Origin of the sequence: Rheinheimera lutimaris, from assembly GCF_013283795.1 — a bacterium.
GTDB classification, from domain to species: Bacteria; Pseudomonadota; Gammaproteobacteria; order Enterobacterales; family Alteromonadaceae; genus Alishewanella; species Alishewanella lutimaris.
On the sequence record NZ_JABSOD010000002.1, the window covers coordinates 108046 to 130917 of the forward strand.

23 protein-coding genes are annotated in these 22872 nt (G+C 50.0%); 9 read left to right on the plus strand and 14 right to left on the minus strand.

From position 1 onward, the window contains the following. Positions 1–36: 36 nt before the first annotated feature. Together HRH59_RS02110 and pdxR are read right to left on the minus strand one after the other, a co-directional pair. Positions 37–2274 (minus strand): TonB-dependent siderophore receptor, encoded by a 2238-nt coding sequence (locus tag HRH59_RS02110; RefSeq protein ID WP_218573437.1) that lies wholly within the window; start codon positions 2272–2274, stop codon positions 37–39. A gap of 127 nt (positions 2275–2401) precedes the next feature. Continuing rightward, positions 2402–3793, minus strand: coding sequence for a MocR-like pyridoxine biosynthesis transcription factor PdxR (pdxR, locus tag HRH59_RS02115; protein WP_173499619.1), 1392 nt, complete (start codon positions 3791–3793; stop codon positions 2402–2404). 118 nt (positions 3794–3911) lie between these two features. Here pdxR and HRH59_RS02120 point away from each other — a divergent pair, with 118 nt between their 5' ends. Both HRH59_RS02120 and HRH59_RS02125 read left to right on the plus strand, forming a co-directional pair. Next, on the plus strand, positions 3912–4532 hold the full coding sequence (locus HRH59_RS02120) for an FMN-dependent NADH-azoreductase (protein WP_173499620.1): 621 nt from the start codon (positions 3912–3914) through the stop codon (positions 4530–4532). A 28-nt stretch (positions 4533–4560) separates the two neighbouring features. Next, on the plus strand, positions 4561–5040 hold the full coding sequence (locus HRH59_RS02125) for a carboxymuconolactone decarboxylase family protein (RefSeq protein WP_173499621.1): 480 nt from the start codon (positions 4561–4563) through the stop codon (positions 5038–5040). Positions 5041–5216: 176 nt separating this feature from the next. Here HRH59_RS02125 and HRH59_RS02130 read toward each other — a convergent pair whose 3' ends face one another. The 4 genes from HRH59_RS02130 to HRH59_RS02145 all read right to left on the minus strand — a co-directional run bounded on the left by HRH59_RS02130 (position 5217) and on the right by HRH59_RS02145 (position 7435). Continuing rightward, positions 5217–5963: a class I SAM-dependent DNA methyltransferase gene (locus tag HRH59_RS02130; protein ID WP_269435429.1), complete on the minus strand. Its 747-nt coding sequence runs from the start codon at positions 5961–5963 to the stop codon at positions 5217–5219. Between the two features lie 105 nt (positions 5964–6068). After that, a complete protein-coding gene (locus tag HRH59_RS02135) occupies positions 6069–6473 on the minus strand; it encodes a glutathione S-transferase N-terminal domain-containing protein (protein ID WP_173499622.1) in 405 nt (134 codons plus the stop codon). A gap of 123 nt (positions 6474–6596) precedes the next feature. Further along, complete coding sequence (gene rnk / locus HRH59_RS02140) at positions 6597–7001, minus strand: nucleoside diphosphate kinase regulator (protein ID WP_173499623.1); 405 nt, start codon at positions 6999–7001, stop codon at positions 6597–6599. An 11-nt stretch (positions 7002–7012) separates the two neighbouring features. Then, entirely contained in the window at positions 7013–7435 is a 423-nt protein-coding gene (locus tag HRH59_RS02145; protein WP_173499624.1) for a GreA/GreB family elongation factor, read from the minus strand. Positions 7436–7751: 316 nt separating this feature from the next. On the opposite strand from HRH59_RS02145, the gene HRH59_RS02150 reads away from it, so the two are divergent. Together HRH59_RS02150 and HRH59_RS02155 are read left to right on the plus strand one after the other, a co-directional pair. Next, entirely contained in the window at positions 7752–8489 is a 738-nt protein-coding gene (locus HRH59_RS02150) for a substrate-binding periplasmic protein (RefSeq protein WP_173499625.1), read from the plus strand. A 153-nt stretch (positions 8490–8642) separates the two neighbouring features. Beyond that, the gene (locus HRH59_RS02155; RefSeq protein WP_218573438.1) at positions 8643–9182 is read left to right on the plus strand and encodes an OmpA family protein; all 540 of its coding nucleotides are present in this window, start codon (positions 8643–8645) and stop codon (positions 9180–9182) included. 49 nt (positions 9183–9231) lie between these two features. On the opposite strand, the gene HRH59_RS02160 is transcribed toward HRH59_RS02155, so the two are convergent. Beyond that, positions 9232–9684, minus strand: a complete 453-nt coding sequence (locus HRH59_RS02160; protein WP_173499627.1) for a ferritin-like domain-containing protein — start codon at positions 9682–9684, stop codon at positions 9232–9234. 343 nt (positions 9685–10027) lie between these two features. On the opposite strand from HRH59_RS02160, the gene HRH59_RS02165 reads away from it, so the two are divergent. Then, positions 10028–11080 (plus strand): aldo/keto reductase, encoded by a 1053-nt coding sequence (locus tag HRH59_RS02165; RefSeq protein ID WP_173499628.1) that lies wholly within the window; start codon positions 10028–10030, stop codon positions 11078–11080. Between the two features lie 57 nt (positions 11081–11137). Here HRH59_RS02165 and dinF read toward each other — a convergent pair whose 3' ends face one another. Both dinF and HRH59_RS02175 read right to left on the minus strand, forming a co-directional pair. Next, the gene (gene dinF / locus HRH59_RS02170) at positions 11138–12460 is read right to left on the minus strand and encodes an MATE family efflux transporter DinF (RefSeq protein WP_231702375.1); all 1323 of its coding nucleotides are present in this window, start codon (positions 12458–12460) and stop codon (positions 11138–11140) included. A gap of 153 nt (positions 12461–12613) precedes the next feature. Then, positions 12614–13549, minus strand: coding sequence for an alpha/beta fold hydrolase (locus tag HRH59_RS02175; protein WP_173499629.1), 936 nt, complete (start codon positions 13547–13549; stop codon positions 12614–12616). Between the two features lie 123 nt (positions 13550–13672). Here HRH59_RS02175 and HRH59_RS02180 point away from each other — a divergent pair, with 123 nt between their 5' ends. From HRH59_RS02180 to HRH59_RS02190, 3 genes are all read left to right on the plus strand, one after another. Continuing rightward, complete coding sequence (locus HRH59_RS02180) at positions 13673–14269, plus strand: CGNR zinc finger domain-containing protein (RefSeq protein ID WP_173499630.1); 597 nt, start codon at positions 13673–13675, stop codon at positions 14267–14269. 157 nt (positions 14270–14426) lie between these two features. Continuing rightward, positions 14427–15644, plus strand: coding sequence for an MFS transporter (locus HRH59_RS02185; protein ID WP_173499631.1), 1218 nt, complete (start codon positions 14427–14429; stop codon positions 15642–15644). 126 nt (positions 15645–15770) lie between these two features. Continuing rightward, positions 15771–16223 carry a GNAT family N-acetyltransferase gene (locus HRH59_RS02190; RefSeq protein WP_173499632.1) on the plus strand — a complete coding sequence of 151 codons (453 nt, stop codon included), beginning with the start codon at positions 15771–15773 and terminating at the stop codon, positions 16221–16223. 237 nt (positions 16224–16460) lie between these two features. Here the strand turns inward: HRH59_RS02190 and HRH59_RS02195 are convergent, their stop codons facing one another. From HRH59_RS02195 to HRH59_RS02205, 3 genes are all read right to left on the minus strand, one after another. Then, positions 16461–17246, minus strand: a complete 786-nt coding sequence (locus HRH59_RS02195) for a DUF4393 domain-containing protein (protein ID WP_173499633.1) — start codon at positions 17244–17246, stop codon at positions 16461–16463. A 101-nt stretch (positions 17247–17347) separates the two neighbouring features. Then, a complete protein-coding gene (locus HRH59_RS02200) occupies positions 17348–18016 on the minus strand; it encodes a hypothetical protein (protein ID WP_173499634.1) in 669 nt (222 codons plus the stop codon). 291 nt (positions 18017–18307) lie between these two features. Beyond that, a complete protein-coding gene (locus HRH59_RS02205; protein ID WP_173499635.1) occupies positions 18308–19219 on the minus strand; it encodes a LysR family transcriptional regulator in 912 nt (303 codons plus the stop codon). 117 nt (positions 19220–19336) lie between these two features. On the opposite strand from HRH59_RS02205, the gene HRH59_RS02210 reads away from it, so the two are divergent. Then, positions 19337–19975 (plus strand): NAD(P)-dependent oxidoreductase, encoded by a 639-nt coding sequence (locus HRH59_RS02210; protein WP_173499636.1) that lies wholly within the window; start codon positions 19337–19339, stop codon positions 19973–19975. A 19-nt stretch (positions 19976–19994) separates the two neighbouring features. On the opposite strand, the gene HRH59_RS02215 is transcribed toward HRH59_RS02210, so the two are convergent. Continuing rightward, positions 19995–20765, minus strand: a complete 771-nt coding sequence (locus HRH59_RS02215) for a PepSY domain-containing protein (RefSeq protein WP_331460142.1) — start codon at positions 20763–20765, stop codon at positions 19995–19997. Further along, positions 20737–22842: a TonB-dependent receptor gene (locus tag HRH59_RS02220; RefSeq protein WP_173499638.1), complete on the minus strand. Its 2106-nt coding sequence runs from the start codon at positions 22840–22842 to the stop codon at positions 20737–20739. Before HRH59_RS02220 ends, HRH59_RS02215 begins: the two co-directional genes overlap by 29 nt. Positions 22843–22872: the final 30 nt, after the last annotated feature.

The window sequence follows — 22872 nt, forward strand, 5'->3', positions numbered from 1 at the left end:
AAGCGGGCAACCGGCGCTGCCCGCATATTACAGGGGTTAATATTGCCAGCGTACGCTCAGGGTTAGCTGGCGTGGCTTGCCGTAGTTAGCGTAATCAATGTTGGCCCAGTACTCCTTATCAAACAGGTTGGTTACGCTTAAGGTGCTGCTGAGTTTGTCGTTAAACTGCCAACTGGCAAACAAGTTGGCCAGCACATAGGCATCCTGGGTATAGGTAACGCCGGCAGTTTCTGTCGGATGACTTACACCATAGCCAACGGTTTCGCCCTGCCAGTTAAAGCCACCACCCAGCATTAACTTAGCCAGACTGCCGCTGAACTGATAATGCGTTGACAGCTGCGCTGAGTGCTTCGGCAGGTTGGTCCAAATTTTATCGTTAGCATGGCGCTTGGTATCGACATAGCTGTAGCCGGCATTCAGCAGCCAACCGGCAAATACATGGCCGCTGGCGCTGATCTCAAAACCGCTGCTTTCTGTGCCGTTAACGCCGCGGTAAGCCGAACTGCCATCCGGCAGGCTGTTTTCCGGCTGGCTCAGGTCACGCACCGCATAGTTGTCTTGCCTGGTTTTGAAAACAGCAGCATTAACCGACAGCTGGCCGTCAAATACACTGCTCTTAACGCCCAGTTCAAGGTTTTCACCCAGCACCGGTGCAAGTAAGTTGTTGTCTTTATCCTTGTAGTTTTGCGGGCTGAAAATGTCGGTGTAGCTGATATACAAGCTATGCTGCTGCGACAGATCCCAAATTAAACCAACATAAGGTGTTACTTCATTGCTGACTTTATAGGCGCCGCTGGTGGCGGTATATTGGCCGCCGGTATCAAAGTTGTCTGTCGCGGTTTGCCAACTGCTGAGACGTGCACCGGCTACCAGTGACCAGTTGTCATGCAGCCTGAATCTGTTAGCCAGGTAAACACCGTGCTGTTTGGTCGTGGCCAAACGGTAGGCTCCGGTTTCACTGTATTGCGGCATTGGTGCTGTGCCATCATAGTGCCATGCATCCGGAACAGCGTAAGACCAGTCGGCTACTGAACTGAATAGCGTAGTTTCGGCTTCCAGTTCCGATACTGAGGCTCCGGCGATTAAATCGTGTTCCCGGCCCAACAGCAGATAACTGCCGGTAAGATAAACATCAAAACTGTTGCGGGTATCTTCGCCGGCACCTACACCGGCCAGCAGGGTTAAACCGCTGCCATCAGTGGGATCCGGAAAGCCGCTGGCATACACCCGCAAACTGGACACTTCGCCTTTGGTTTGGTTAATAGCGGCTTTGAGGTGCCAATTATTGTCAAAACGGTGGCTGATATCGCTGAACAGCGTATAGCTGTTGCGCTGCCAGTGGGTCCATGTCGGCGCATAGCTGGCAGATACCGGCAGGTTAGCCTCGCTGCCATCAGCGGCAAAAATGGGTATGGTGCCCCAAATAGTGCCTTCCGGTTTATTGTCCTGGCCTTGCACACCTACAGTTAGCGTGGTGCTGTCGGTTAAATCGGCTTCGGTAATTAGTAAACCGGCCAGTTTCTTTTCCCGGTAGCGGTCGCGAAAACTGTCGGCATCCAACCCGGCTATTACTAACCGGCTGCGTACAGATGCATCTGCCGTTAGCGGCGTACTCACGTCAGCCACTGCGCGGCGCATCTGCCAGGAGCCAATACTGGCCGACAACGACGCGGCAAGCTCTTTACCCGGCCGTTTACGCAGTAAATTTACCGTAGCTGAGGGTGAGCCGACGCCGGAGAATAAACCGTTGGCGCCGCGGATCACCTCAACGCGCTCGTACAGCGCGGTGTCGTACTCCTGGTTAGTGTTACCGCTGTAAGTCGGAATATCGTCAACCTGAAAATCAGTGATTTGAAAACCGCGGGCAAAGTACAACGGGCGCTGGGTGTCGTACAAGGTAACATTTACGCCTGGCACGTTCATCATTACATCATTGATATCAATCATATTAGCGGCTGCCATCAGTTCGGCAGACACGTCACTGACAGACTGCGGTATTTCCCGCGCAGTAAGCGGCATGCGGGTAGGCGTGCTTTCCAACAACCTTTTACCGGTAACACGGATGGTTTCAACTGAAGAGTCAGTTTGTTGTGTGTCTTCCTGCCCGTTTGTTGTGGCAGCCAGAGTACTGAGCGGCGAAACCGCCAGAGCAACCGCTAACGCCAGCGGCAGTGGACGAAAAGCAGAGCCGGTTGTACTGTCAGGCCGTGAGGCGGGTGCTGCAACAGTTGGGTTAACGGAACAGGCATAAGTGAAAAGCGGATGATAGCGCAAGCGGAAACTCCTTTATATGTTAATGCTAATTGTTATCATTTGCATTGTAACCATATGTTGGAGTTAGCACAAGTTGTCAAAGCTAAGCAAATACCTGCCGTTAGCCAACGGCTATAGTGCAGCGATGCTACCCGCCAAGTAGCGCTATCGTTTGCTGGTAGGGCAGGCGTAAGGCATCAATGGCTTCCTGCTCTGATTTAATATTGGTATAACCGATCACCAAACCATAGCGTTTGCTGTTGCCGGCGTACCATACCGACAGCGGAAAAACTAACAACCGGTGTTGCTGCCATATTTCGGCTAATTGTTCGTCCTGGCTACCGCTTGTTAAAAAAGCCACTATGTGCATCCCGCCGTCAGTTAGCTCGACATAAAACTGTGTTGGGTATACCTGCTGTAAGGCGTTTAATACCATTTGCCGGCGCGCCTGATACAGCGTGCGCATCTTTTTTAAGTGCTTAAAAAAATGTCCTTCAGCAATAAAGCGGCTGAGAATTTGCTGCGGTAACAGCGGCAGGCTGGTTTCAACAATTTCTGCTGTTTCATGAAAGCGATTGATCAGCGCTTTGGGCAGCACTATGTAGCTGATGCGCATGGCCGGCATAATGGTTTTGCTAAAGGTACCAACATAAATTACGCGGTCGGCCGCGTCCTGGCTCTTTAGCGCAGGCAGCACTTTTTTGGTGTAATGAAATTCGCCGTCGTAATCATCTTCTATTATCCAGGCACGTTGGTTTTGCGCCCAGTCTAATAACTGCTGCCGCCTTGGCAGTGACAACGTAACCGCCAGCGGGCTGTGGTGTGCCGGGGAGGTAATGACAAAGCGGGTATCCTGATGGTGCTGCAGCAAATAACCGATATTCAGTCCCTGGCGGTCAACCGGCACGTAGTGCAGGTTTTCAACAATACGTTTTAACAGCTTCTGGCCGAAAAAGTATCCGGGGTCTTCAAATACGACTTTATCTTGTCGTGTCGCCAGTGCCTGTAAAATCAGCGCGATACTGTGTTTGTAGCCACTGGTAATACAAATCTGGCTGGCATTGCAATTCAGACCACGCGAGATATTAACGTAGTTAGCAATAGCTTCACGCAGCGGCGGGTGGCCCATTACCGGCGGTGTCAGCATTTGTTCGGGCCGCATCGCCCGGATGGCTTTACCTGACAGCAGCAACCACTTTTTATACGGAAATTCATCCAGTGACGGAATGCCCAGCCGGAAAAAACCGGGGTTGTCGCGCAAATCAATTAATTGCTGCAATTTGCTATCTTCAACCGGCGTGCTTATCGCCACCCTGGCAATGTTCAGCTGCAAATCCGGGTTAACCTGAGTGCCGCGCGCGCCTTTGCTGACTAGATATCCTTCGCCAATCAAAATGTTATAGGCCGTTTCCACTGTTTTTTTCGCAACGCCAAGATCTGCCGCCAGTACGCGGATAGCCGGTACTTTTTCGCCCGGTTTCAGGTTGCCGCTTAAGATTTGCTGTTTATAGCGCTGATAAATTGCCTGATAGCCGGTCATTATGTCCTACCTAAATACATTGTTTTTGTATCTTTCAAATATGGCATGAAAGGCTAGACTTTGCACATCAGAACGACACAGCAAGCCCCAATTGCCAAAGGCTTTGCCAGGAGAATGTATGAAACTGTTACATATTAAAGTCAGCCCGAACTTAACCGGCTCGGCGTCCAGAATCGTTGCCAACCACCTGTTGACCAAATTAAATCAGCGCTACCGGGCTTTGACCGAAACGGTACTGGATTTGGCACAGCAACCGCTGCCACATCTGGATGCGTTAACTGTCAGTGCATTTTTGACTAAAGCCGAAGAACGTAGCGCAGAGCAACGGCAAGCTTTAGCGTTATCAGAACAACTGGTAGATCAATTGCTGGCACACGATACGCTGCTGATCTCATCACCAATGTGGAATTTAGGCCTGCCGTCAGTATTAAAAGCCTGGTTTGACCATATTACCCGCGCCGGTCGCACCTTTGCTTTTACCGCCGAAGGCGAAAAAGTCGGCCTGGTAACTGATAAAAAAGTTTTTGTTGTGCTGGCTAACGGCACACCTCTTATTGGCTGGCCCACTGAAGCGGACGACCAGTTTACCCCTTATATCACCACAGCTTTGCGTTACATCGGCATTACCGATGTGCGTTTTATCCGGGTCGACGGTACCCATCATCCATTAACTAAAACAGCAGCGGTACCGGAGGCTATCGCTGCTGCTGATCTGCTCGTCAACATGTTACCCGCTTAACTTAACCTTAAACACCGGAGTAATTACCATGACTACAAGACTAAACCACTTTGAAACCACACCGGCTTTAACCAAGGCGTTGATGGATGCCAGCATGGCAGCTTACAAAACCTCAATTGATCCGTTGATCAAAAGCCTGATCGATATTCGTGCATCGCAGTTAAACGGCTGTGCCTTTTGTCTGGATATGCATATCAAACAGGCAAAAATTAAAGGCGAGCGTGAATTGCGTATTTACCATGTGGCTATCTGGCGCGAATCACCACTATTTAACGCCAAAGAAAAAGCCGCCCTGGCGTTAACCGAAGCGTTAACAAAATTGCCGGATACCGGTGTCAGCGACGAGCTGTACACGGCCACAAAAGAGCATTTCACCGATGTAGAAATGTCTGAACTGACCTACAGCATTGGCCTGATTAACTTTTGGAACCGGATGCAGATTTTGGCATTGATGCAGCCTGGCTCGCAAGATGCGGCTTTTGGTTTAACTAAAGCTGGTTTGAACTGATTAGCCGCTTAAAGCAGGAGGTGCCACTGCACCTCCGGCTTTACTATTATAAATCGCTATGAGGGCCGGTCATTTCGGTGACAAAAACTGTAATGTCGCGCTAAGTAGTCCGTTGCCATGTTTTGCAAGTAACACGCTGCCGGGCTATTAAACGCGGCAGAAAGTGACGATAGCAATCAGCGTTTTACACAGGCAAATAATGCATTGCCGGAAGTGGTGTCCCAGGGGGATATTTTGTCGTAGTCGTGCGCCAGCATATGCACGTCAAAATAAGGGCTTAACAGCGCCTGTAACTGTGCAAAACTGACGGCTACCATGGAGTGTTCGTCTTGCCACAGCTGAGTATTGCCGCTGTTGGTTTTTGCGATGCTCAGCCGCAGTGCTTGTTGCTCGCCATCGCCGCGGTAATGCCACAGCGATTCAAATACAAAATAGCTGTCGTCGTGCACAGTGCTGTGGCGCACGGCGCTGTGGTTACAAATTTTGTCTTTATCTACCGCGTTAAAGCAAAATACCCCGCCCGGGGTTAAGGCGGCATAAACACTGGCAATGCATTGCGCCAACAGGGCAATATTCTGATTGTAATGAATTGAATATAAAAAGCAGGTAATTAAATCCACCGGTTTATCCGGCGTAAAGCTGCACATATTTTGCAGCATAAAGTTGGCTTGCGGGCAGCGGGCTTTGGCCAAATCCAGCATAGGCTGGTTTATATCCAGCCCGCTGCTGTGGTAACCATAGTCGATAAAGTGGCGGATATGCGGCCCGGTGCCGCAGGCTAAATCAAGATGGTTATTGCCACCGTTACCCAGCAAACGGTTTAAGCGGTGTACGGTATTGCTCTGCGCCGGGTAGTTGATGTCGCAGCACATTAAATCATAGTAGCCGGATAAATCCGTGTATAACGCATTGGACGACATCATTGCTGCATAACCATTGTTACAACGTGCGCAGGCACAATTTAGGGTGGCGCATTCTATAGCAGTTAAGCTGTTTTGCGAAGCAGGATTATTTCGCGGCAGATACCGCTATGCCTTAGCCGGGCTTTGCTCAAAACGTTGTTGTAAATACGCGATAATAGCCGTCGATTCATACAGCCATTCTGTATCACCGGCGCTTGTTTCAATGCGCAGGCAGGGCACCTTTATCTTGCCACCGGCAGTTTCAAGCTCGCTACGGTATTGCTGATTATGCTGCGCATCGCGTTTGCTGATATTAAGCCCCAGCCGTGCCATTTCTTTGCGTACTTTGATGCAAAACGGGCAAGCACTGAATTGATACAGTGCCAGTTGCCGGCAGGCGGCATCGATATCTTGTTGTTCTGCCTGGCTGCGCACTATGGCTTTGGGCGTAGTAAGCTTTTCTGCCAGTAGCATAAACGGCGTTAAGATCAGGCGAATAAAGCGGAAAAATAAACGAATAAACAAGCGCATAGACTACTCTGCAGGTTAAGTTTTTATCGGGATATCATCTGACAACCGCGCTAGTGTAACATTGCCGCTGCGGTTATGCCTATGCTGCGGCCGGGCTTAGCAGCATAACCGCAGCGTAGCAGCTCAGCGATGGTAAGCGCCTTCGCGCTCCGGTTGGTATACCACGTCTTCCACGGTAATAGTCGACATATCACCGCCGGGTAAAGGCCAGTTAATGCTATCGCCGGTTTTCAAGCCAAGTAAGGCACAACCTACCGGCGCCAGCACCGAAATAGTATTACCGCTTTGGCCGGCGTCTTTCGGGTATACCAGGGTTAAGGTGCTTATTTTGCCGTTGCCTAAGCGAAAACGTACGCTGGAATTCATGCTGATCACATTGGCCGGCAGTTGCTCCGGAGCCACCACACTGGCGCGCTCCAGCTCCTGGCTTAAGGTGTCATAGCCAACGCTGTCAGCGCTCAGGTTGGCAAGCAGGGCATCCAGCCGGTCGTAATCGGTAGTGGACAGAACGATATCGGGGGTTTTCATTGTCAGCTCCTTTATTTTAAGCTCGTTGATGTGTCGTGCTTAACAGTGTGTTTAACGTAAAGCACAGTGAGTATGCGAAAGCGCAGGGTGCAACCTAACAGTTGCAGTGAGATAACGGTGTCAGCCGTTTTACCCGGCAAGGTACAGCCCAGTGGTGATAACAACGAAATGCGGCCTTTGTGAAAATCCGCTTGCGCCGGATTAACCAGTTGCAGCCAGCCACGCTCGCCGGTGTCAAGGTTTTGCAGTTCAACCGTACTGCCCGGGCGAATACAGCCGTTGCAGCTCAGCCGGCTTTGATTTTTGCTGTCGGCAATAGCATGCAACATGTGGCTCAGTTGCAGCGCGGTCAGCGGAAATAATTGCCGGCAGGCCAATTGGGCAATAGTGCAGGCAACAATCTTGTTGGATTGTTTCGGGTAGCAAAAATACATTACAGCTCCGCATTACACAGATAAAAATGGTATGGGTGATAAGCAGGTGTTACGCCGGTTTCGCGCAGGGCAAAACCGGCCTAGGAATGGCAGGCGATAGCGGTATTGTGCCGGCAGTAAACTTTGCAGTTTAGTGCCTTAAGCTTAAGGTAAGTTTGCATGGGGCAACCATAATGCATTGACCGCAAAACTGCAATATCATTGCCGCCTCACCAACCCGCAGCAATTGCATTCCGGCGTGTTCCGGGCGATATTTACTTGTTAACATATCAGCAGACGTAGCGGTTTAGGGATAACTAATACAGGGTTGTGGTAAATGAAGCTGTTTTTGAGTTGGGTTTTACTGTGCTTGAGCACGGCGCTGTGCAGCGCTGAAATAAAACCGCTGCGCATTGCCATACCGGATTATCCGCCTTATACCGTGCTGGCAGAGGACGGGTTCAGTGGGCCCGGTTACGATGCCTTTGTGGCCATTATGGCTGAAGCCGGGCTGCGTTATCAGCTGCAGCCTGTACCCAATTTCGGCCGTGCTTTGGTTGATATGCAAAACCAGTTGATAGATGTATTTTTTCTGGCAACTGAAAATGCCGGGCGTAACCAAGTTGCACGCTTTTCTGCGCCGGTGATCATCACCGACTGGAGCTGGGTTTGGCTGAAAGAACGCACTGAAATTAGCCCGGGCAGCGCTAAATTTAAGCAAAATGCGCTGGTGTCGGCACAAATGAACAGTAATGTGTTCTCCTGGCTGGAGCAGCATAACTATAAGATCACCGCCGGTACTAACGACATTCACGGCTTATTTAACTTGCTGGATTTTAACCGCGTAGATGCCATTATGTTGCCCTCAAGTGTCGCCCGTGCCCTTATCGCCAGGCAACAGTTGGACGAATCGCGCTACAACATTCAGCAGGAAATAAGCTTGCCGTTTGGTTTTTATGTCAGTAACAGCTATCTGGCAGTGCAACCGGATATTCTGCAGCGGCTGAATAAGGCGATTGCAATATTTCATGCTAACGCGGCCGCAAAAGAAGCACCGCAGCAGCAAGATAAGTAACTCAATCGGCTACAGCAGCTTAATTTCACTTATTGTTAATAAAAGGTGTTTATTTGCTCAAATAAAAGCTTTAAAGTGTGCTGCAATTATTTAACATTGAATAGCGGAGTATCAATTTTGCGCACTTTAGCTTTTTTTACAGTAGTTTTTGCTGTGTTATTGGCAACAGGCTGTGTTGCTACCTCTGACAACAACAGTTCGGCCAGCGTAGCCGCAAATGCCGACTCAGCAAGAGCGCAAACCCTGTTTAGTGCCAGGTTACAGCCGGCCGACGGTATTGCGCTTTCAACACCGGCAGAACATCTGCTTAAAGTGTCTTTTCCCGGTGTTACTGCCTTTTCTCATGACGGTGCCGGGCTTAGCGACGAACTGCAACGTCAGCTCACTGCAGTAATCAGCGCTTTAGACGGCATTAACTATCAACATCTTACTGTACTTGGCCATACCGATAGCTCAGGCCGGCTGGCGTACAACAACACCTTGTCACAACAGCGGGCAGAGCAGGTGATGACGTTTTTACAGCAGCAGGGCCTGCCAGCTACACAATTGGTTGCAGAGGGCCGCGGCCCGGCAGAGCCGATAGCAGATAACACTACCGTACAGGGCCGTGCTGCTAACCGCAGGGTAGAGCTGGTTGTCAGCTTTGCTGAGAACAGTGTAACCGGCGCAAATGTAACCGCGACCACAGATTAACAGACACTGCGCCGGTTGCCTGGTGAATTAACACCAGGCAGTCATCAGCTTAATGGCGGGTGCTTTTTTTCAGTGCCCGCATTTCATCATGACATTCCTGCATGGTTGCCATAGATTGCAATAACGCGGCTTCGTATTGTGGTGGCTGGTTATCTTTCAGCGCTATGCGCAGTTCATCCAGCGTTTTATCTTCTACCTCTTCCAGCTGGCTGATGTAGGTGTGATTTTTGTCAGAAGATATTGCGCCAATTACTTTGGTATACACTTTACGCGCTTCAACTGAAAAAGCTGAGCCGTCTTCACGCTTGCCATCTTCCTGCACGACAAAAGGTTGTAAGCGTTCTTTAACCATGCGGCGGGCATTTAGCATACGGTCAAAAAACTGTGCCAGTTGTTGATCGTCAACTTTTTCTTTAGCATCGCGGTAAAACTCAATGCCGCTGTTTAATACCTGAATAATATCGCTGGCATGCTTCATTTGCGGGGTATTTAACTGTGCCATAGTAAGGTTCTCCTTAATAAGTAAAACGATAACGGTTACCTTTAGTGGCAAACCGCTGGTGAACACGTCCGGGCAACAGGACAATTACTACGCTGCAGCATATGGGCCATACTGTGGCGATAGCTGAAAATGATAGCAGTATTTATGTGCTAAAGTTTTGATTTAATTTGATTAAAAATTTTCTCGTCAGTCATAGTGTAACGGGCTGGGTTTAGCTGGTTGCCAAACACGCAAAGCATAAATTTCATGCTTTTATTTACATTCAGGTAATTTTTACCACTGTGTTGCCTGCCCCGCGCTATTTCGCTAAGGTGCCGGCACATTGTCAGAGCAAGAGGTGAGTATGCAATATTCTGTATTGGGCAGCAGTAAGCTTAAGGTGTCCAGGGTGTGTTTGGGCACTATGACCTGGGGCTGCCAGAATACGCAGGCCGATGCCGATGCGCAGTTGAATTATGCCCTGGCACAAGGCGTTAATTTTATCGACACTGCCGAAATGTATGCCATTCCGCCCACAGCCGATACCTATGGTGCCACCGAGCGGATTATCGGTAACTGGTTAAGCCGTAACCGTGCGCAGCGCAGTAATATTGTGCTGGCCAGCAAAATGGCCGGTAGCGGCCTGGCCTATATACGCGGTGGCGGCGATATGACACCGCAAACCCTGCTGCAAGCAGTAGATGATTCGTTAGCGCGACTGCAAACCGATTACCTCGATTTGTACCAGTTGCACTGGCCTAACCGGGTGTCACCGCATTTTGGTAAGCATCGTGTTGGCCGCATTGGTTTTAGCGACATTAACAGCGCTGAACAAACCGAACAAATGTTGGGCTTGCTGCAGGCGCTGGACAGTTGTGTGAAAGCCGGCAAAATCCGCTTCTGTGGTTTGTCTAACGAAACGCCGTGGGGTATCAGCCAATATTTGCAGTTAAGTGCTAAGTATAAGCTGCCGCGCATGGTGTCAATCCAAAACGAGTTCAGCCCGCTGCACACAAAAGACTGGCCGTATTTAATTGAGCAATGCCTGCATGAGAATATTGCTTATTTACCCTGGTCACCACTGGCCGGTGGTGCGTTAAGCGGCAAATATTTGGCCGGCGCGCGGCCGCAGGGCACGCGCTGGAGCATGCTGCAGCGCAATGGTTTATTCCGTGATACGCCGCAATCCAACAACGCCATCGCTGCCTTTACCGGGCTGGCCAGCAGCCACAAGGTGGCAGCCACCAGCCTGGCACTGGCTTGGGTTAATCAGGTAGAGGGTGTTACCTCGACCATTATCGGCGCTACAGCCATGGCCCAGTTAGAGCAAAATATTGCGGCTTTTACACTGCAATTAACCCCGGCTATGCAGGACGATATTGCGCTGTTTTTACAGCAATACCCGGCACCGTTTTAGTTTTTAAAAGCACCGGGTGTAGATTCAAACAATATCGCCGTACCACGGCGGAGCTTCTTATTTAAACAATACCGTCGCTGTGCGCCGGTATAGGGGCCACGCCAGTGTCAGGCCGCGCAGTAACATAAATACGCACAGCGCCAGCCATAGGGCATGGTTACCGGCACTTTGTGTCAGGGCGTAACACAGGGCAAAACCGCCGAAGGATAACAGCATACTGTTACGCATAGCGCGCCCTTGGGTGGCACCGATATAAATACCGTCCAACAGGTAGCTCCATACCGCCAGTAAGGGCAGGGCTATCAGCCAGGGCAGGTAAAGCTCTGCGGTAGTTTGCACCACAGCGATAGAGGTAAGCACGCTGATTAATGCCGGGCCGCCCAGCCAAAACAGCAGGCTGAACACTATACCCAGCAGCAGGCCCCACTGTGCCAGTATGGCAAACAACTGATGCAATTCGTTGTGATCTTTTGCGCCTACCGCTTTGCCGGTCATCGCTTCAGCAGCATAGGCAAAGCCATCCAGCGCGTAAGACACCAGCATTAAAAACGTGATCAGCACCGCATTGGCCGCCACAATGTTGTCGCCAAAGGCGGCACCACGAAAGGCAATAAACACAAACACCAGTTGCAGGCACAGGCTGCGGATAAAAATATCGCGGTTAAGCGCAAACAGGCGGCCATAACCGCTAAGTTGCGGCAGGCTTAACCGGCTTAGCGCGCCAAGCTTTTGCTGCTGCCATACCCTCCGTGCCAGCACCAGGCCAACCAGCAGCGTGCTGTAATCGGCAATTACCGAGGCGGCGGCCACACCGGCAACGTTCCAGCCCAGCCCCAACACAAACACGATATCCAGCACGATATTAATACTTTGGCCCAGTAACAGCAGCCACATGGGGTATCGGGCATTGTGCAGGCCTAAAAACCAGCCCAGCAGCACCATATTCAGCAAAGCCGCCGGCGCGCTCCAGATGCGGACATGAAAATAAATCCCCGCCTGTTGCAATACGTCACTGCCGGCCGCGCTGAACCATTGCACCAGCGGCCACACCACAGGATGCAGCAGTAACAACAGCAATGCTAATGCCAGCGCTACTATCGCCCCTTGCAGCAAGCCGCTGCGTATGGCCGGTTTATCAGCAGCGCCAAACGCCTGTGCCGTTAAACCGGTGGTGCTCATACGCAAAAAGCCCAGCAGTAAAAACAGCAGGCTAATCACACTACTACCCAGCGCCACGCCACCTAAATACCAGGCATGGTCAAGATGGCCCACCACGGCAGTGTCTACCAGCGACAGCAGCGGTATTGTCAGGTTAGAGGCAATCATCGGCAGGGCAATTAACAGCACCTGCTTTTGTTTTGGCGGGAAAAAGTTCAGCAAAGCGTGTGTATCATCAAGCGGTTATCAGTGTTTGGCATGTTAGCACAGGCGTACACCAGGATGGCAGCAGTAACCATAGCGGCACAACAGCTATTTCTTTGATGTTGCCGGCAGATCTTATGGGTAAAATCTGCTGACATACCAGCTCGCCGGTTAAGGTGTGATGCTGCGGTTGAGAAACGCCAACATGGCGGCGGCGATTTCATTGCCGTGTGTTTCAATGGCGAAGTGACCGGTGTTAAGGAATTGCACCTCAGCGTTGGGGTTATCACGCTTAAAGGCATTGGCGCCTGCCGGCAAGAAGAACGGGTCGTTCTCGCCCCAAATAGCCAGCAGCGGTGGCTGGTAACGGCGGAAATAGTCGTGCAGCCGGCTGTACTGCTTAATATTGTTGCCGTAGTCGACTAACAAATCCAGCTGTACGTCCACGCCAATACGCTCTATTGCTGAGTGGGCCAACTGGTAGGTTTCAGGCGCAATCAGCGAGGTATCTGTAACGCCTTCAGTGTACTGCCATTTCAGCATGTCGGCGTTATTAAAGTGGCGCAGTGCTTCACGGTTTTCCGCTGTAGGATTAGCCCAGGCTTTTTGCATATCAGCCCAGCCGGCACTTAAGCCTTCTTCGTAGCCGTTGCCGTTCTGGCTAACGATGGCGGTGATTTTTTCCGGATTATTTACTGCCAGGCGCCAGCCCACCGGAGCACCGTAATCGAATACATACAGGGCATAACGGTCCAGCTTTTTCGCCACGGTAAAGGCATCTATAACGGTGGCCAGATTGTCAAAACTGTAAGTAAAGTTAACGTCGCTGCTAACGGTTGTCTGGCCGAAGCCCGGCAAGTCCGGCGCGATAACATGATATTTCGTTGCCAGTTGCGGTATCAGCCGGCGGAACATATACGACGAGGCACCAAAACCATGCAGCAGCAATACCGTAGGTGCCTGTACTGAACCGGCTTCGCGGTAAAACAGCTTTACACCCTGCATATCGATGGTCTGGTGGTGCACCTGTGGCGGATTTTCTGCACTGTTGGCATACAAAGAAGCGGTTAAGCTTGCTGCGGCAAGCAGCATTTTTGGCGTTGTCATGATGGCTCCATATAGTTTGGCTTGAGATTAATTTAGTAACCAGTAAAGTTGTAATTTAGTGGTTATAGTGTAAGTTTGGTGTATTTGTGCTAACCTGTCAAATTAATTTTTAGGGGTTACTGTATGGCTACTTCTGCACAACCGCACGACGACAACCTGAACGCCGCCCCCATGCTGGGTGATCACCTGGCGATGGACTTGCTTAATACCGAAGCGCGTAACGACGACAAGACGGTTGAATACTGGCACAGCGATGCGGATGTACTGCGCTGGCTGGCACAACACAACATTTTTCCTGTCGCAGGTAGCAGCGCATTTGCTAAGGGAGAATTACTGCTACAGGCCAAAGCACTGCGAACGCTTGCCAGGCAGCTTATTGGCGCATTTAAAGCGGGCAAGTCAGAAGATATCAGTGGGTTAAATACCTATCTGCATACATACCACAGTGCACTGCATGTAGAGCGAGATAAAGAAGGCAAGCCGCTGCTACGGCGCATAGCCAGCGGTACAACCATAGCCTCGTTGCTGGGGCCGGTAGCCGAAGCTGTGGCGCTATTGTTGGTTGAGGCTAATATTGATTTGGTTAAACAGTGCGAACATCCGGACTGTATTTTGTGGTTTTATGATCGCACTAAAGCCCACAAGCGGCGTTGGTGCAGTATGGCGTTATGTGGCAACCGCTACAAAGCCGCGCAGTTCAGAAAAAGAAGCAATGGCTAAGCCGGCCCAAACAAAGGTGTTATTAAACTGATATTGCTTTGTGCCCGGCTTGCGGCAGATATCGCAGCTCAGCAGCAAACCGGCGCTGGTCTTATTCGGTAAATGTTTCGATAGTGTATAGTTGCTGCCCTTTACATTAAGCCGTCGCCGGAGAATTATGACAGGCGTTAATAAAGCCGCTGCTACGTTAGCGGTTGCCGCACCTGCGGCACTGGCACTGCCGGTGGTTGGCGCAGTGAGTTTTGTGCATTTGCTAAACGATCTGATCCAGGCGGTTTTACCGGCCATTTATCCGATGTTAAAACAGCAATATCTGCTCAGTTTTACCCAAATCGGCCTGATCACGCTGATTTTTCAGCTTACTGCGTCGCTGTTGCAACCCGCCGTAGGCTTTTATACCGACAAACACCCTAAACCCGGCTTATTGCCGCTGGGTATGCTGTTTACGCTGCTGGGGCTGGCCATGCTAAGTCTGGTAGACAGCTTTGGCATGCTACTGCTGGCGTCGGCAATGATTGGCCTGGGCTCATCCACCTTCCACCCCGAGGCATCGAGGGTGGCACGTATGGCTTCCGGTGGCCGCTATGGCCTGGCGCAGGCGATGTTTCAGGTGGGCGGCAATGCCGGTTCGGCGCTGGGGCCATTACTTGCTGCACTGATTATTATTCCGCGCGGCCAGGGCAGCATAGGTTGGTTTTGTTTATTTGCTATTGTCGGCATCATAGTGCTGCAGCGCGTTAGCCGCTGGGTTATTGCCTCGCATGCTACGGCGGCCAAACGCAGCAGTGTGGTTGCAGATAACGGTTTATCAGCACGGCAAACCAAACAGGCCTTGCTGGTACTGGCGCTGCTGGTGTTTTCCAAGTACGTGTATATGACCTGCCTGAGTAACTTCTACACTTTTTATCTGATTGAAAAGTTTGCCGTATCGGTTGCCGACTCGCAGTTATTTTTATTTCTGTTTTTGGCCGCTGTTGCCGTAGGCACCGTAATTGGTGGTCCGGTAGGTGACAAAATAGGCCGCAAACCGGTGATCTGGGTGTCTATCCTCGGCGCGGCACCCCTTACTTTACTGTTACCTTACAGCAACCTGTTTGGCGCGGCAGTGCTGACAGTGCTTATTGGCCTGGTTATGTCTTCGGCGTTTTCGGCCATTATTGTGTTTGCCCAAGAGCTTGTGCCGCGCAACATCGGTATGATCTCGGGCATTTTTTACGGCTTAATGTTTGGTATTAGCGGCATTGCTGCCGCCGTATTAGGCGTGCTGGCAGATGCCACCAGCATTACTTATATCTTTAAATTGTGTGCCTGGTTACCGCTGCTGGGTATGTTAGCTATTTGGCTGCCGGATATGCGGCGCAGCGGCGCGCACTAGCAGCAAGGCCTGATAATTTAACGGCGCTGCTGTCTAAGCATGGGCATACTAAATTTTCTGTCTGAAGTTGAAAACCCACGGCAAGGCCCAATTAATCTCTGCGATTGTTAAAAATAAGGAAATAACGTGGAAATTAGTTTGCGCGAAGTAACAAAGGATAATTGGCTGGATGTTATTAACCTGCAAATAAGCCGGCAGCAAGAAGACTATGTTGCGCAAAATGCGGAGTCGATAGCGGAATCACACTTTTTTGATCATTACGTAAACCGAGCCATTTACCGCGGCGAACAGGTAGTGGGGTTTTTACAGTATTATCAAGAGCTGGAAGAGGGCTTGCCGGATGAGTTTTATATCGCCCAATTTATGGTCGACCTGAAACTGCAGGGGCAGGGCATAGGTACTGAAGCAACCCGGTTGGCAATAGCAGAAATAAGCCAAATACCCGAGTGTAAAATTATCTCTATTTTGTATATGCCGGGCCATGATGCCATGCGCAATTTTTACGCCCGCTTTGGCTTTGTGGTTACCGAAGAAGATGAAAACGACGGTGTGGTGATGGAGCTTAAAGTGCGAGAATAAAAGCCATTGCCGCAGATTAACGCTTTTAAGCGATAGGCGGTAAGTTGCGGCTATCGCAAATATCAAGCGGCAAGTGCTCCGTACCGCCGGAGCATATCGGCGCTTCGTCAAAGCGGCAATGAGCGATAAGCAAACGGTAAGGTTAATTTTGATCTGACTCCGAGAGGCTAATGGGTGACCCTAATAATCCAAAAACAGAGCCTAGCAGGGCGGGGTTTATCAGCATGCAGCCACTTTTCATCTACAGTTCTCAATTTCGATACAAGATCTAACAAATCTATTTCCAAGCACAGTAAAAGCGAGAGAATCAGTAATATGTAAATTTACTGTGGGACTGTATATACCTTTACTATCTCCATATTCAGGAACGTACTCTGCTTCACTTTCGGATTCTAAATCTATTAGTTTTAATCTCATTAAATTTAATAAACTAGAGTTAAAATCAAGCTCTAGTACTAAATTACTCTTTTTACAAACTTCAAATATTATGTTTGACGCCCATTCAACAGCATTTGTTTCTCCAGAATAATTGCTACGATTCCTTTCCCCAATGATATTCGAACCAGCCTCTCTATATAGGACTTCTAACAAAATGGCTTCTCCAGGTAAAAGCTGCTGAATTATTGAAACGAAAGCCGGATGTACGTTTCCTGATGTACTTTTTTTCATAGACGAAGCAATGAGTTGTGCGTACATGTTTCTTAGTGCTTCTTGGTCATACGAAAAATACAGATTAAGTGCAGCTGGGCCAGCAATATTCATAGGCGGTGGCTGGATTTCGGATACGGGAATATTTGCGAGTTTTTGGGTCACTTTAGCCGAAAGCCATTGCTTGCTTTGTTGATACCCCCAATTTACTGCATCTAGAGGTGCGAGAGCGATAGAGACCGTTTTGGCTGTTGTTAATAACGCCTTTCCAACTTCACGAGTTGCTGGTTGTAATAAGTCTTTATAGATTTCTGGAGCAAGATCTTTTAGCCCTAAAGCTTTAGCAGTCTCTTCAACTATATTTTTTTCAGTCATTTTATCGCTCTCAGTTAACTCGGACTGCTATACGCCCCAATAACGGCGCGGTCATGGCGAAGCCGCGCCGTTTTTGCGTCACAGCGAGCGGGACGAGTGAGTTAAGTGTCATTCGTTCGGCCAATGAAGTCAGATATTGAGACTATCATTAACTCAACCTGCTTTGAGTCATATTGTTCAAATTCACCGTGAGCCGCGTTATTGCGAATGCCAAGCAGATAAGTAACGTTTTTCTGATCGATTTTGTTGTAAACACCAGTCTTACATAAGTCCGCATTTACAACATCTGCTTTTTTCGGCACCAGCTTACCATTGCGTTCAATTTCAACATCTATTTGATGAGTTTTACACAGTATCCTTAAATGTTGTTCCAACGCAGTTCCGGCAAGTATAGCTGCTGGGTCTTTATAACCTTCATTAAGCTGGTGTTCCGCCATTTCGAGAAAATCTGCGAAAATGTCTGCCGAGATTAAGCCCCTTGTTGTGGTTAACCAGCCATTTTCTATTTCACCTTTTACAGCTGATAATATCCCGATCCCACGCTTGGTTGTAGATGGCTGAGCATCACTTACTTTTTCGGAGAAATCCGTGAAATATGGATGAGTCAGACCAAATAATTTGAGTATAAATGACATTGACGCAGCTCTGAATTGATAGAACAAGACCAGATCTACTCTAATAAATTGTCCACTTTGAGCTTCCGTCTTGAGAACGTTGTTACCTAAGGTGATTAACTCTTCAACACGTTCAATAAGTATTTCGGTGTTCATACATCCTCCATGACTCTTAACGCTTATTAGGCGAATCGATCCGTAGTTAAACACGGGGCAACCTGCCTTTGTAAATTTAATGTACAGAACACTACACGGCTTCTTTAGAACTTACAATAACTTATAGGTACAGCTGACAACTATGCTAGCTAACCCGCCTAACAGGCAACGACGGTAACCAGATGTGAACTGGATATCTTCACAGCGCTGATAATTTTGCTAGAGATTAGAAATTTGGCACACACCCGACCTTTAACAGCCAATTTCCACTGCTGATTAAAGCTCATTCGGTCAAACTTGCTGATACTGCTGCAAAAAATCGACAAAGGCGGTTACCCGTGCCGGGCGAAAGCGCCCTGGTGGGTATACTGCGTAAATACCGGCTTGCGCTAAGCTCCAGTCCGGCAATAGCCGGACTAAATGCCCGCTGTTAACTAACTCGCGGGCGCTGTAGTCGGGCAGTATGCCAAGGCCGGCGCCGGCCAGCATTAAGGCAGTAATAGTATGGGTAGAGCTGGTTTTAAGCGGTGCCTGTAAATACTGACTAACTTGCTGCTTTGCCCCTGTGTGTGGGTTAGTGTGGCTAAAAGTCCACTGCTGCGGCTGGTTTAACGGTGTAAAAGCAATAAAGGCATGGCTGGTGAGATCCTGCGGATGTTGTGGTGTGCCGGCTTTTGCCAGATAGGCCGGGGCGGCCAGTAACCATTGTTCAAAGCTGCCGAGTTTGCGTGCGGTTTGATTGGAGTCTTTTAACCAACCGGCGCGGATGGTTAAATCGATACCTTCTTTGATAAGGTCTTTGACCTGGTCGCTGCTGCGAAACTCTACCTCTAACGCCGGATGCCGCGCCATAAAGGCGACTACGGCGGGCGCCAATATGCGGTTGGTGTAATCTTCCGGTGCGCTTAATACCAGCTTACCCTGTAATACTTTGTCGCTGCTTTGCAATTGCTGCAACGCGTGTTGCAGCTGGTCCAGCAGTGGCAGGCAATCGTGCAGTAACTGTTCGCCGGCACGGGTTAAGCTGAGCTGGCGGGTAGTGCGGCGAAACAGTGCTACCTCCAGGTGTTGCTCCAGCGCTTTTAACTGCAGGCTAATGGTAGTTTTACTGCAGCCCAGCTGTTCGGCGGCGGCGGTAAAGCTGCCGGCCTGCGCCAGGCGCTGCACCAGTTGCAGGCTATTTAAATCGGCTTGCTTTAGCATGATTGTTTTAATTTATTAAACAGTGATTTTAATATTAAGCTATTTTTCTGTGTTAATCGAGCCGCCATAATGTCGTCACATTAATTGTTCAGACAACAACCTTGTGAGGAAAACAGGATGGAATTAGTCATTTTAGGCGCATCAGGATTTATCGGCTCGGCCATTACTGCTGAAGCACTGGCACGCGGCCATCAGGTAACAGCGGTGGTAAGCCGGCCTGAGCGCGTAGCGGTGCAAGCGGGCTTAACCGTAGTGGGGCTGGATATTAACGACACCCCGGCGTTAACCCGGCTGCTTAGTGGTAAAGCGGTGGTGATCAGCGCCTTTAGCGGCCACGCGCAGCAAGATGTAAAGGGTTATTACTTAAAGGCGTTTAACTCGGTACTGAATGCGGCAACGGCCGCTAACGTAGGCCGCTTGCTGGTGGTAGGCGGTGCCGCAACCTTACTGCTACCCGATGGCAGCCGCTTATTGGACAGCCCGCAGTTTCCACCGGAATACCGCGCTACCGCTGAAGGTGCGGCTGAAGTGCTGCAGCAGTTACGCGAACAAAGTGCGCTTAACTGGAGCTTTTTATCGCCGGCGGCTGAAATATTCCCGGGCGATAAAACCGGCAATTTCCGGCTGGGCTTAGATAATTTACTTACCGACGCTGAGGGCAAAAGCCGCATATCTAACGGTGATTATGCTGCAGCTATGCTGGATGAAACAGAGCAACCGCAGCATTTGAATAAACGCTTTAGTGTGGCGTACTAATAAGGTCGTGAATGCTCCGTTAGTCCGGTAAACCGGCCAGGCGTGAACGACGTCGGGCCGGTTTAAAGCGTTGCCATAATAATGCCAAACCGCTTAGGGTAAACAGCAAGGACGCTGCGGCAGTGGCGATAAGCAGCGGGTTATTAAAGTTGCTGCGATCCTGATAATCCATAATGTGCAGCATCCAGAAAAAATCGAACACACGCCAGCCGTTGGTTCTTACCCGTTGTACCAAGCCTGTTGCCGGGTCCAGATAAAAGCTGGTGTTATTGGCATCGTTAAATTGCACTATCCAAAGCGGTGCGGTCAGATTTTTAACTTCCTGTGGCAGTTGCTGTAATAACTGTACCTTTTGCAATTGGCCTTGCCCAAGGTATTGTGCTGTCGCCAGTTGCCGGATCTGGTGTTCGGTTAAATTTGCTACCGGTTTGCCGGTAGTGGCTGAGTATCGGTAATGTTGATCATCATCTGCTACCAGGTACACCGGGCTTGCGCTAAGTTGCTGGTCGCTAATATGTAGTTGCTGGCTAAGGCTTAAGCTGGCGTTCGCACTATGGTGTTTAAGTATGCTCGCCGGCGCTACAGATGCTGTATGCCAGGTTAGGGTGCTACTGAAACGTAAATGCTCCCCCCGTACTTGCTCAATAGGCATAACCGCCATCACGAGGCCACTTAAAAACCAGAATATAATCTGGAGAACCAAGATTAAACCCAGCCAATTGTGCAACCAGCGGCAAGCTTTGATCATAAATAGCACTCGACTACATAAAGTTAAAACGGATACCGGCATTTACCGAGCGGCCGGCACCTTTCAGTTGGCTAAAGCCGTTGCTGTTGTCCTGGCGGTATTCAGCGATATTGACGCCGCCAAGTGGCAGTTCATAGTCTTTATCCAGCAGGTTGCTGATGCCAAAACTCAGTGTTAACTGATTATGTTGCCATTGGCTATTCAGATCCAATAAGGCATAGCTGGCGGTTGGGTTTTCCAGCCGGCGACTGTCCAGCCGGCTTTTGCCATCCTGCCATTGCCATTTTAGTGCAGTTTGCAGCTTACCCAGCTGATGTTGCAGCTGAACTGACGTATTAAATGGCCTTTGCTGGTAAAGGGGCTCGTTACTATTGTCGCGATTAGCCCGGTTTACTTTGGCCTCTGCTTGCAACTGCCACTGACCCAAACGGGCGTCAGACGCTAACAGCCATTCGCCACTGGCTTCAATGCCATATAAAGTGGCGTCTAAATTAACAAACTGCAGCCGGTGACGCAGGTTGTCGCCGGTATTAAAGCTGCCAGCAATGCTCACGTCGATAAAATCCGCAACCTTGGTGTAAAACGGCCGCAATTGCAGCATGGTGTTATCACTGCTGTAAAGATAAGCAATACTCAGGGTGCGGGCGGTTTCGGGCTTCAGGTTAATATCGCCGATATAGCCGTTGCCGTCACCAAACCAGCCAATCATGGTGATGGCCATTTGGCCCTGGCCCCAGCTGTAACGTTCGTACAGGTTGGGGGCGCGGTTTTTCTGTGCCAGACCAAACTGCAGTTGCTGCGCGTCATCCAACTGATAACTGGCTGAAAAGCTCAGATCTACCAGCGTATCGCTCTGCTTGCGGTCTTGCTGGTTAAACGCCTGTGCTGCTACAGCATCGGCCGCCATCATGCCCATCATCATGTTGTTGTAAGCCTGAACATCGCCGGTATTGGTGCTAACTTGCTCCAGGCGCAGGCCATAGTTAAGCAGCCATGTTGTCGTTAATTGTTGGTTAAGTTCGGCAAAAATTGCCAGACGCTGGCGTTTGCCATCATTAATATTGATGTAATCGTCCGGGCCCATCATCATTGAGCCTGGCACTGCCGGCCAGATATCGTTTAAACGGAACTGATAAAACTCGTGGCCGACTTTTAGCGTAGTGTCGCTTGATATTGCAGTTTGCCAATGCAGTTGATAACTGTAATCGTCACTGTCGGTCAGCATCGGCATGGTGCCGGGCTTTTCTGCGCTAAAAAAGCCCATTTCGTGCTCGATACCTTGCCAGTTAACACGGGCCAACAAATCACCGTCGGCCAGTGGGCGCTGGTATTGCAGCGTTACGCCAAAGCTCTGGTTTTCTGTCATGTCCATATACTGGTTGGCAAAGCCCTGAAACGGAATGTACTGATGGCTAAGCTTAACCGCCAGTTGCTCTTCGCCATCCTGCCAGGCACCAACCAGCTGATGGTTTTGCGCCCGGTACAAGGTATCAGGCACTCTTTCGTCGTTGCCGTCGCGGTAACTGTTGGCATCGCTATAGGCGCCGTCGTATTTCAGGCTGAATTGTTTGCTGGAAAACTCCGTGCCGCCAGTTATGTTAATTGCGTCGCCATTGCTTTGATAACGGCTACCAAGGTAACTTTGTTGGTGAGACAGGCTGGCGCTGTCGGTAAAGGTTGGGTTGATGCTGCTTACGCTAATCACACCGGCGATATTATCGCCAGCCATACTAACCGGGGAAATACCGGCAATCACTGAGACAGCATATATCTGATTGGCGGAAATATACGACAGCGGCGGGTTCATTTCGTTGGCACAGGCTGCGCCGATATCGCTGCCATCAATTAATACTTTAATGCGGTTGCCCATCATGCCGTTTAACAGCGGTAAGGCTGAAACCCCGCCGGCGGCAGAGAAATCAACGCCTTTTGCGCGCAATAACTGCTCGCTGCCGCTTTGGCTGGTTTGCCAGTTTACCCCCTTAACTTCAATTATTTCCAGCTCAGTATTGCTCGCTTGCGACAGAGCGCTGCAAGAGGTTAACAGTAACAAACTAAGGGCAGTATAGCGTGATGCAGGGCATTGGCGGCACGACATGGCGGGGGGCGTGGATAACATAAAGCAGTCCTTAACAAAAAGTCAGGCCGC

Excerpts from the sequence above, each read along its gene's own strand:
- pdxR (WP_173499619.1), bottom strand. The coding sequence starts at position 3,793 with ATGACCGGCTATCAGGCAATTTATCAGCGCTATAAACAGCAAATCTTA.
- HRH59_RS02120 (WP_173499620.1), top strand. The coding sequence starts at position 3,912 with ATGAAACTGTTACATATTAAAGTCAGCCCGAACTTAACCGGCTCGGCG.
- HRH59_RS02125 (WP_173499621.1), top strand. The coding sequence starts at position 4,561 with ATGACTACAAGACTAAACCACTTTGAAACCACACCGGCTTTAACCAAG.
- HRH59_RS02130 (WP_269435429.1), bottom strand. The coding sequence starts at position 5,963 with ATGATGTCGTCCAATGCGTTATACACGGATTTATCCGGCTACTATGAT.
- HRH59_RS02135 (WP_173499622.1), bottom strand. The coding sequence starts at position 6,473 with ATGCGCTTGTTTATTCGTTTATTTTTCCGCTTTATTCGCCTGATCTTA.
- rnk (WP_173499623.1), bottom strand. The coding sequence starts at position 7,001 with ATGAAAACCCCCGATATCGTTCTGTCCACTACCGATTACGACCGGCTG.
- HRH59_RS02145 (WP_173499624.1), bottom strand. The coding sequence starts at position 7,435 with ATGTATTTTTGCTACCCGAAACAATCCAACAAGATTGTTGCCTGCACT.
- HRH59_RS02150 (WP_173499625.1), top strand. The coding sequence starts at position 7,752 with ATGAAGCTGTTTTTGAGTTGGGTTTTACTGTGCTTGAGCACGGCGCTG.
- HRH59_RS02160 (WP_173499627.1), bottom strand. The coding sequence starts at position 9,684 with ATGGCACAGTTAAATACCCCGCAAATGAAGCATGCCAGCGATATTATT.
- HRH59_RS02165 (WP_173499628.1), top strand. The coding sequence starts at position 10,028 with ATGCAATATTCTGTATTGGGCAGCAGTAAGCTTAAGGTGTCCAGGGTG.
- HRH59_RS02175 (WP_173499629.1), bottom strand. The coding sequence starts at position 13,549 with ATGACAACGCCAAAAATGCTGCTTGCCGCAGCAAGCTTAACCGCTTCT.
- HRH59_RS02180 (WP_173499630.1), top strand. The coding sequence starts at position 13,673 with ATGGCTACTTCTGCACAACCGCACGACGACAACCTGAACGCCGCCCCC.
- HRH59_RS02185 (WP_173499631.1), top strand. The coding sequence starts at position 14,427 with ATGACAGGCGTTAATAAAGCCGCTGCTACGTTAGCGGTTGCCGCACCT.
- HRH59_RS02195 (WP_173499633.1), bottom strand. The coding sequence starts at position 17,246 with ATGACTGAAAAAAATATAGTTGAAGAGACTGCTAAAGCTTTAGGGCTA.
- HRH59_RS02200 (WP_173499634.1), bottom strand. The coding sequence starts at position 18,016 with ATGAACACCGAAATACTTATTGAACGTGTTGAAGAGTTAATCACCTTA.
- HRH59_RS02205 (WP_173499635.1), bottom strand. The coding sequence starts at position 19,219 with ATGCTAAAGCAAGCCGATTTAAATAGCCTGCAACTGGTGCAGCGCCTG.
- HRH59_RS02210 (WP_173499636.1), top strand. The coding sequence starts at position 19,337 with ATGGAATTAGTCATTTTAGGCGCATCAGGATTTATCGGCTCGGCCATT.
- HRH59_RS02215 (WP_331460142.1), bottom strand. The coding sequence starts at position 20,765 with ATGCCGGTATCCGTTTTAACTTTATGTAGTCGAGTGCTATTTATGATC.
- HRH59_RS02220 (WP_173499638.1), bottom strand. The coding sequence starts at position 22,842 with ATGTTATCCACGCCCCCCGCCATGTCGTGCCGCCAATGCCCTGCATCA.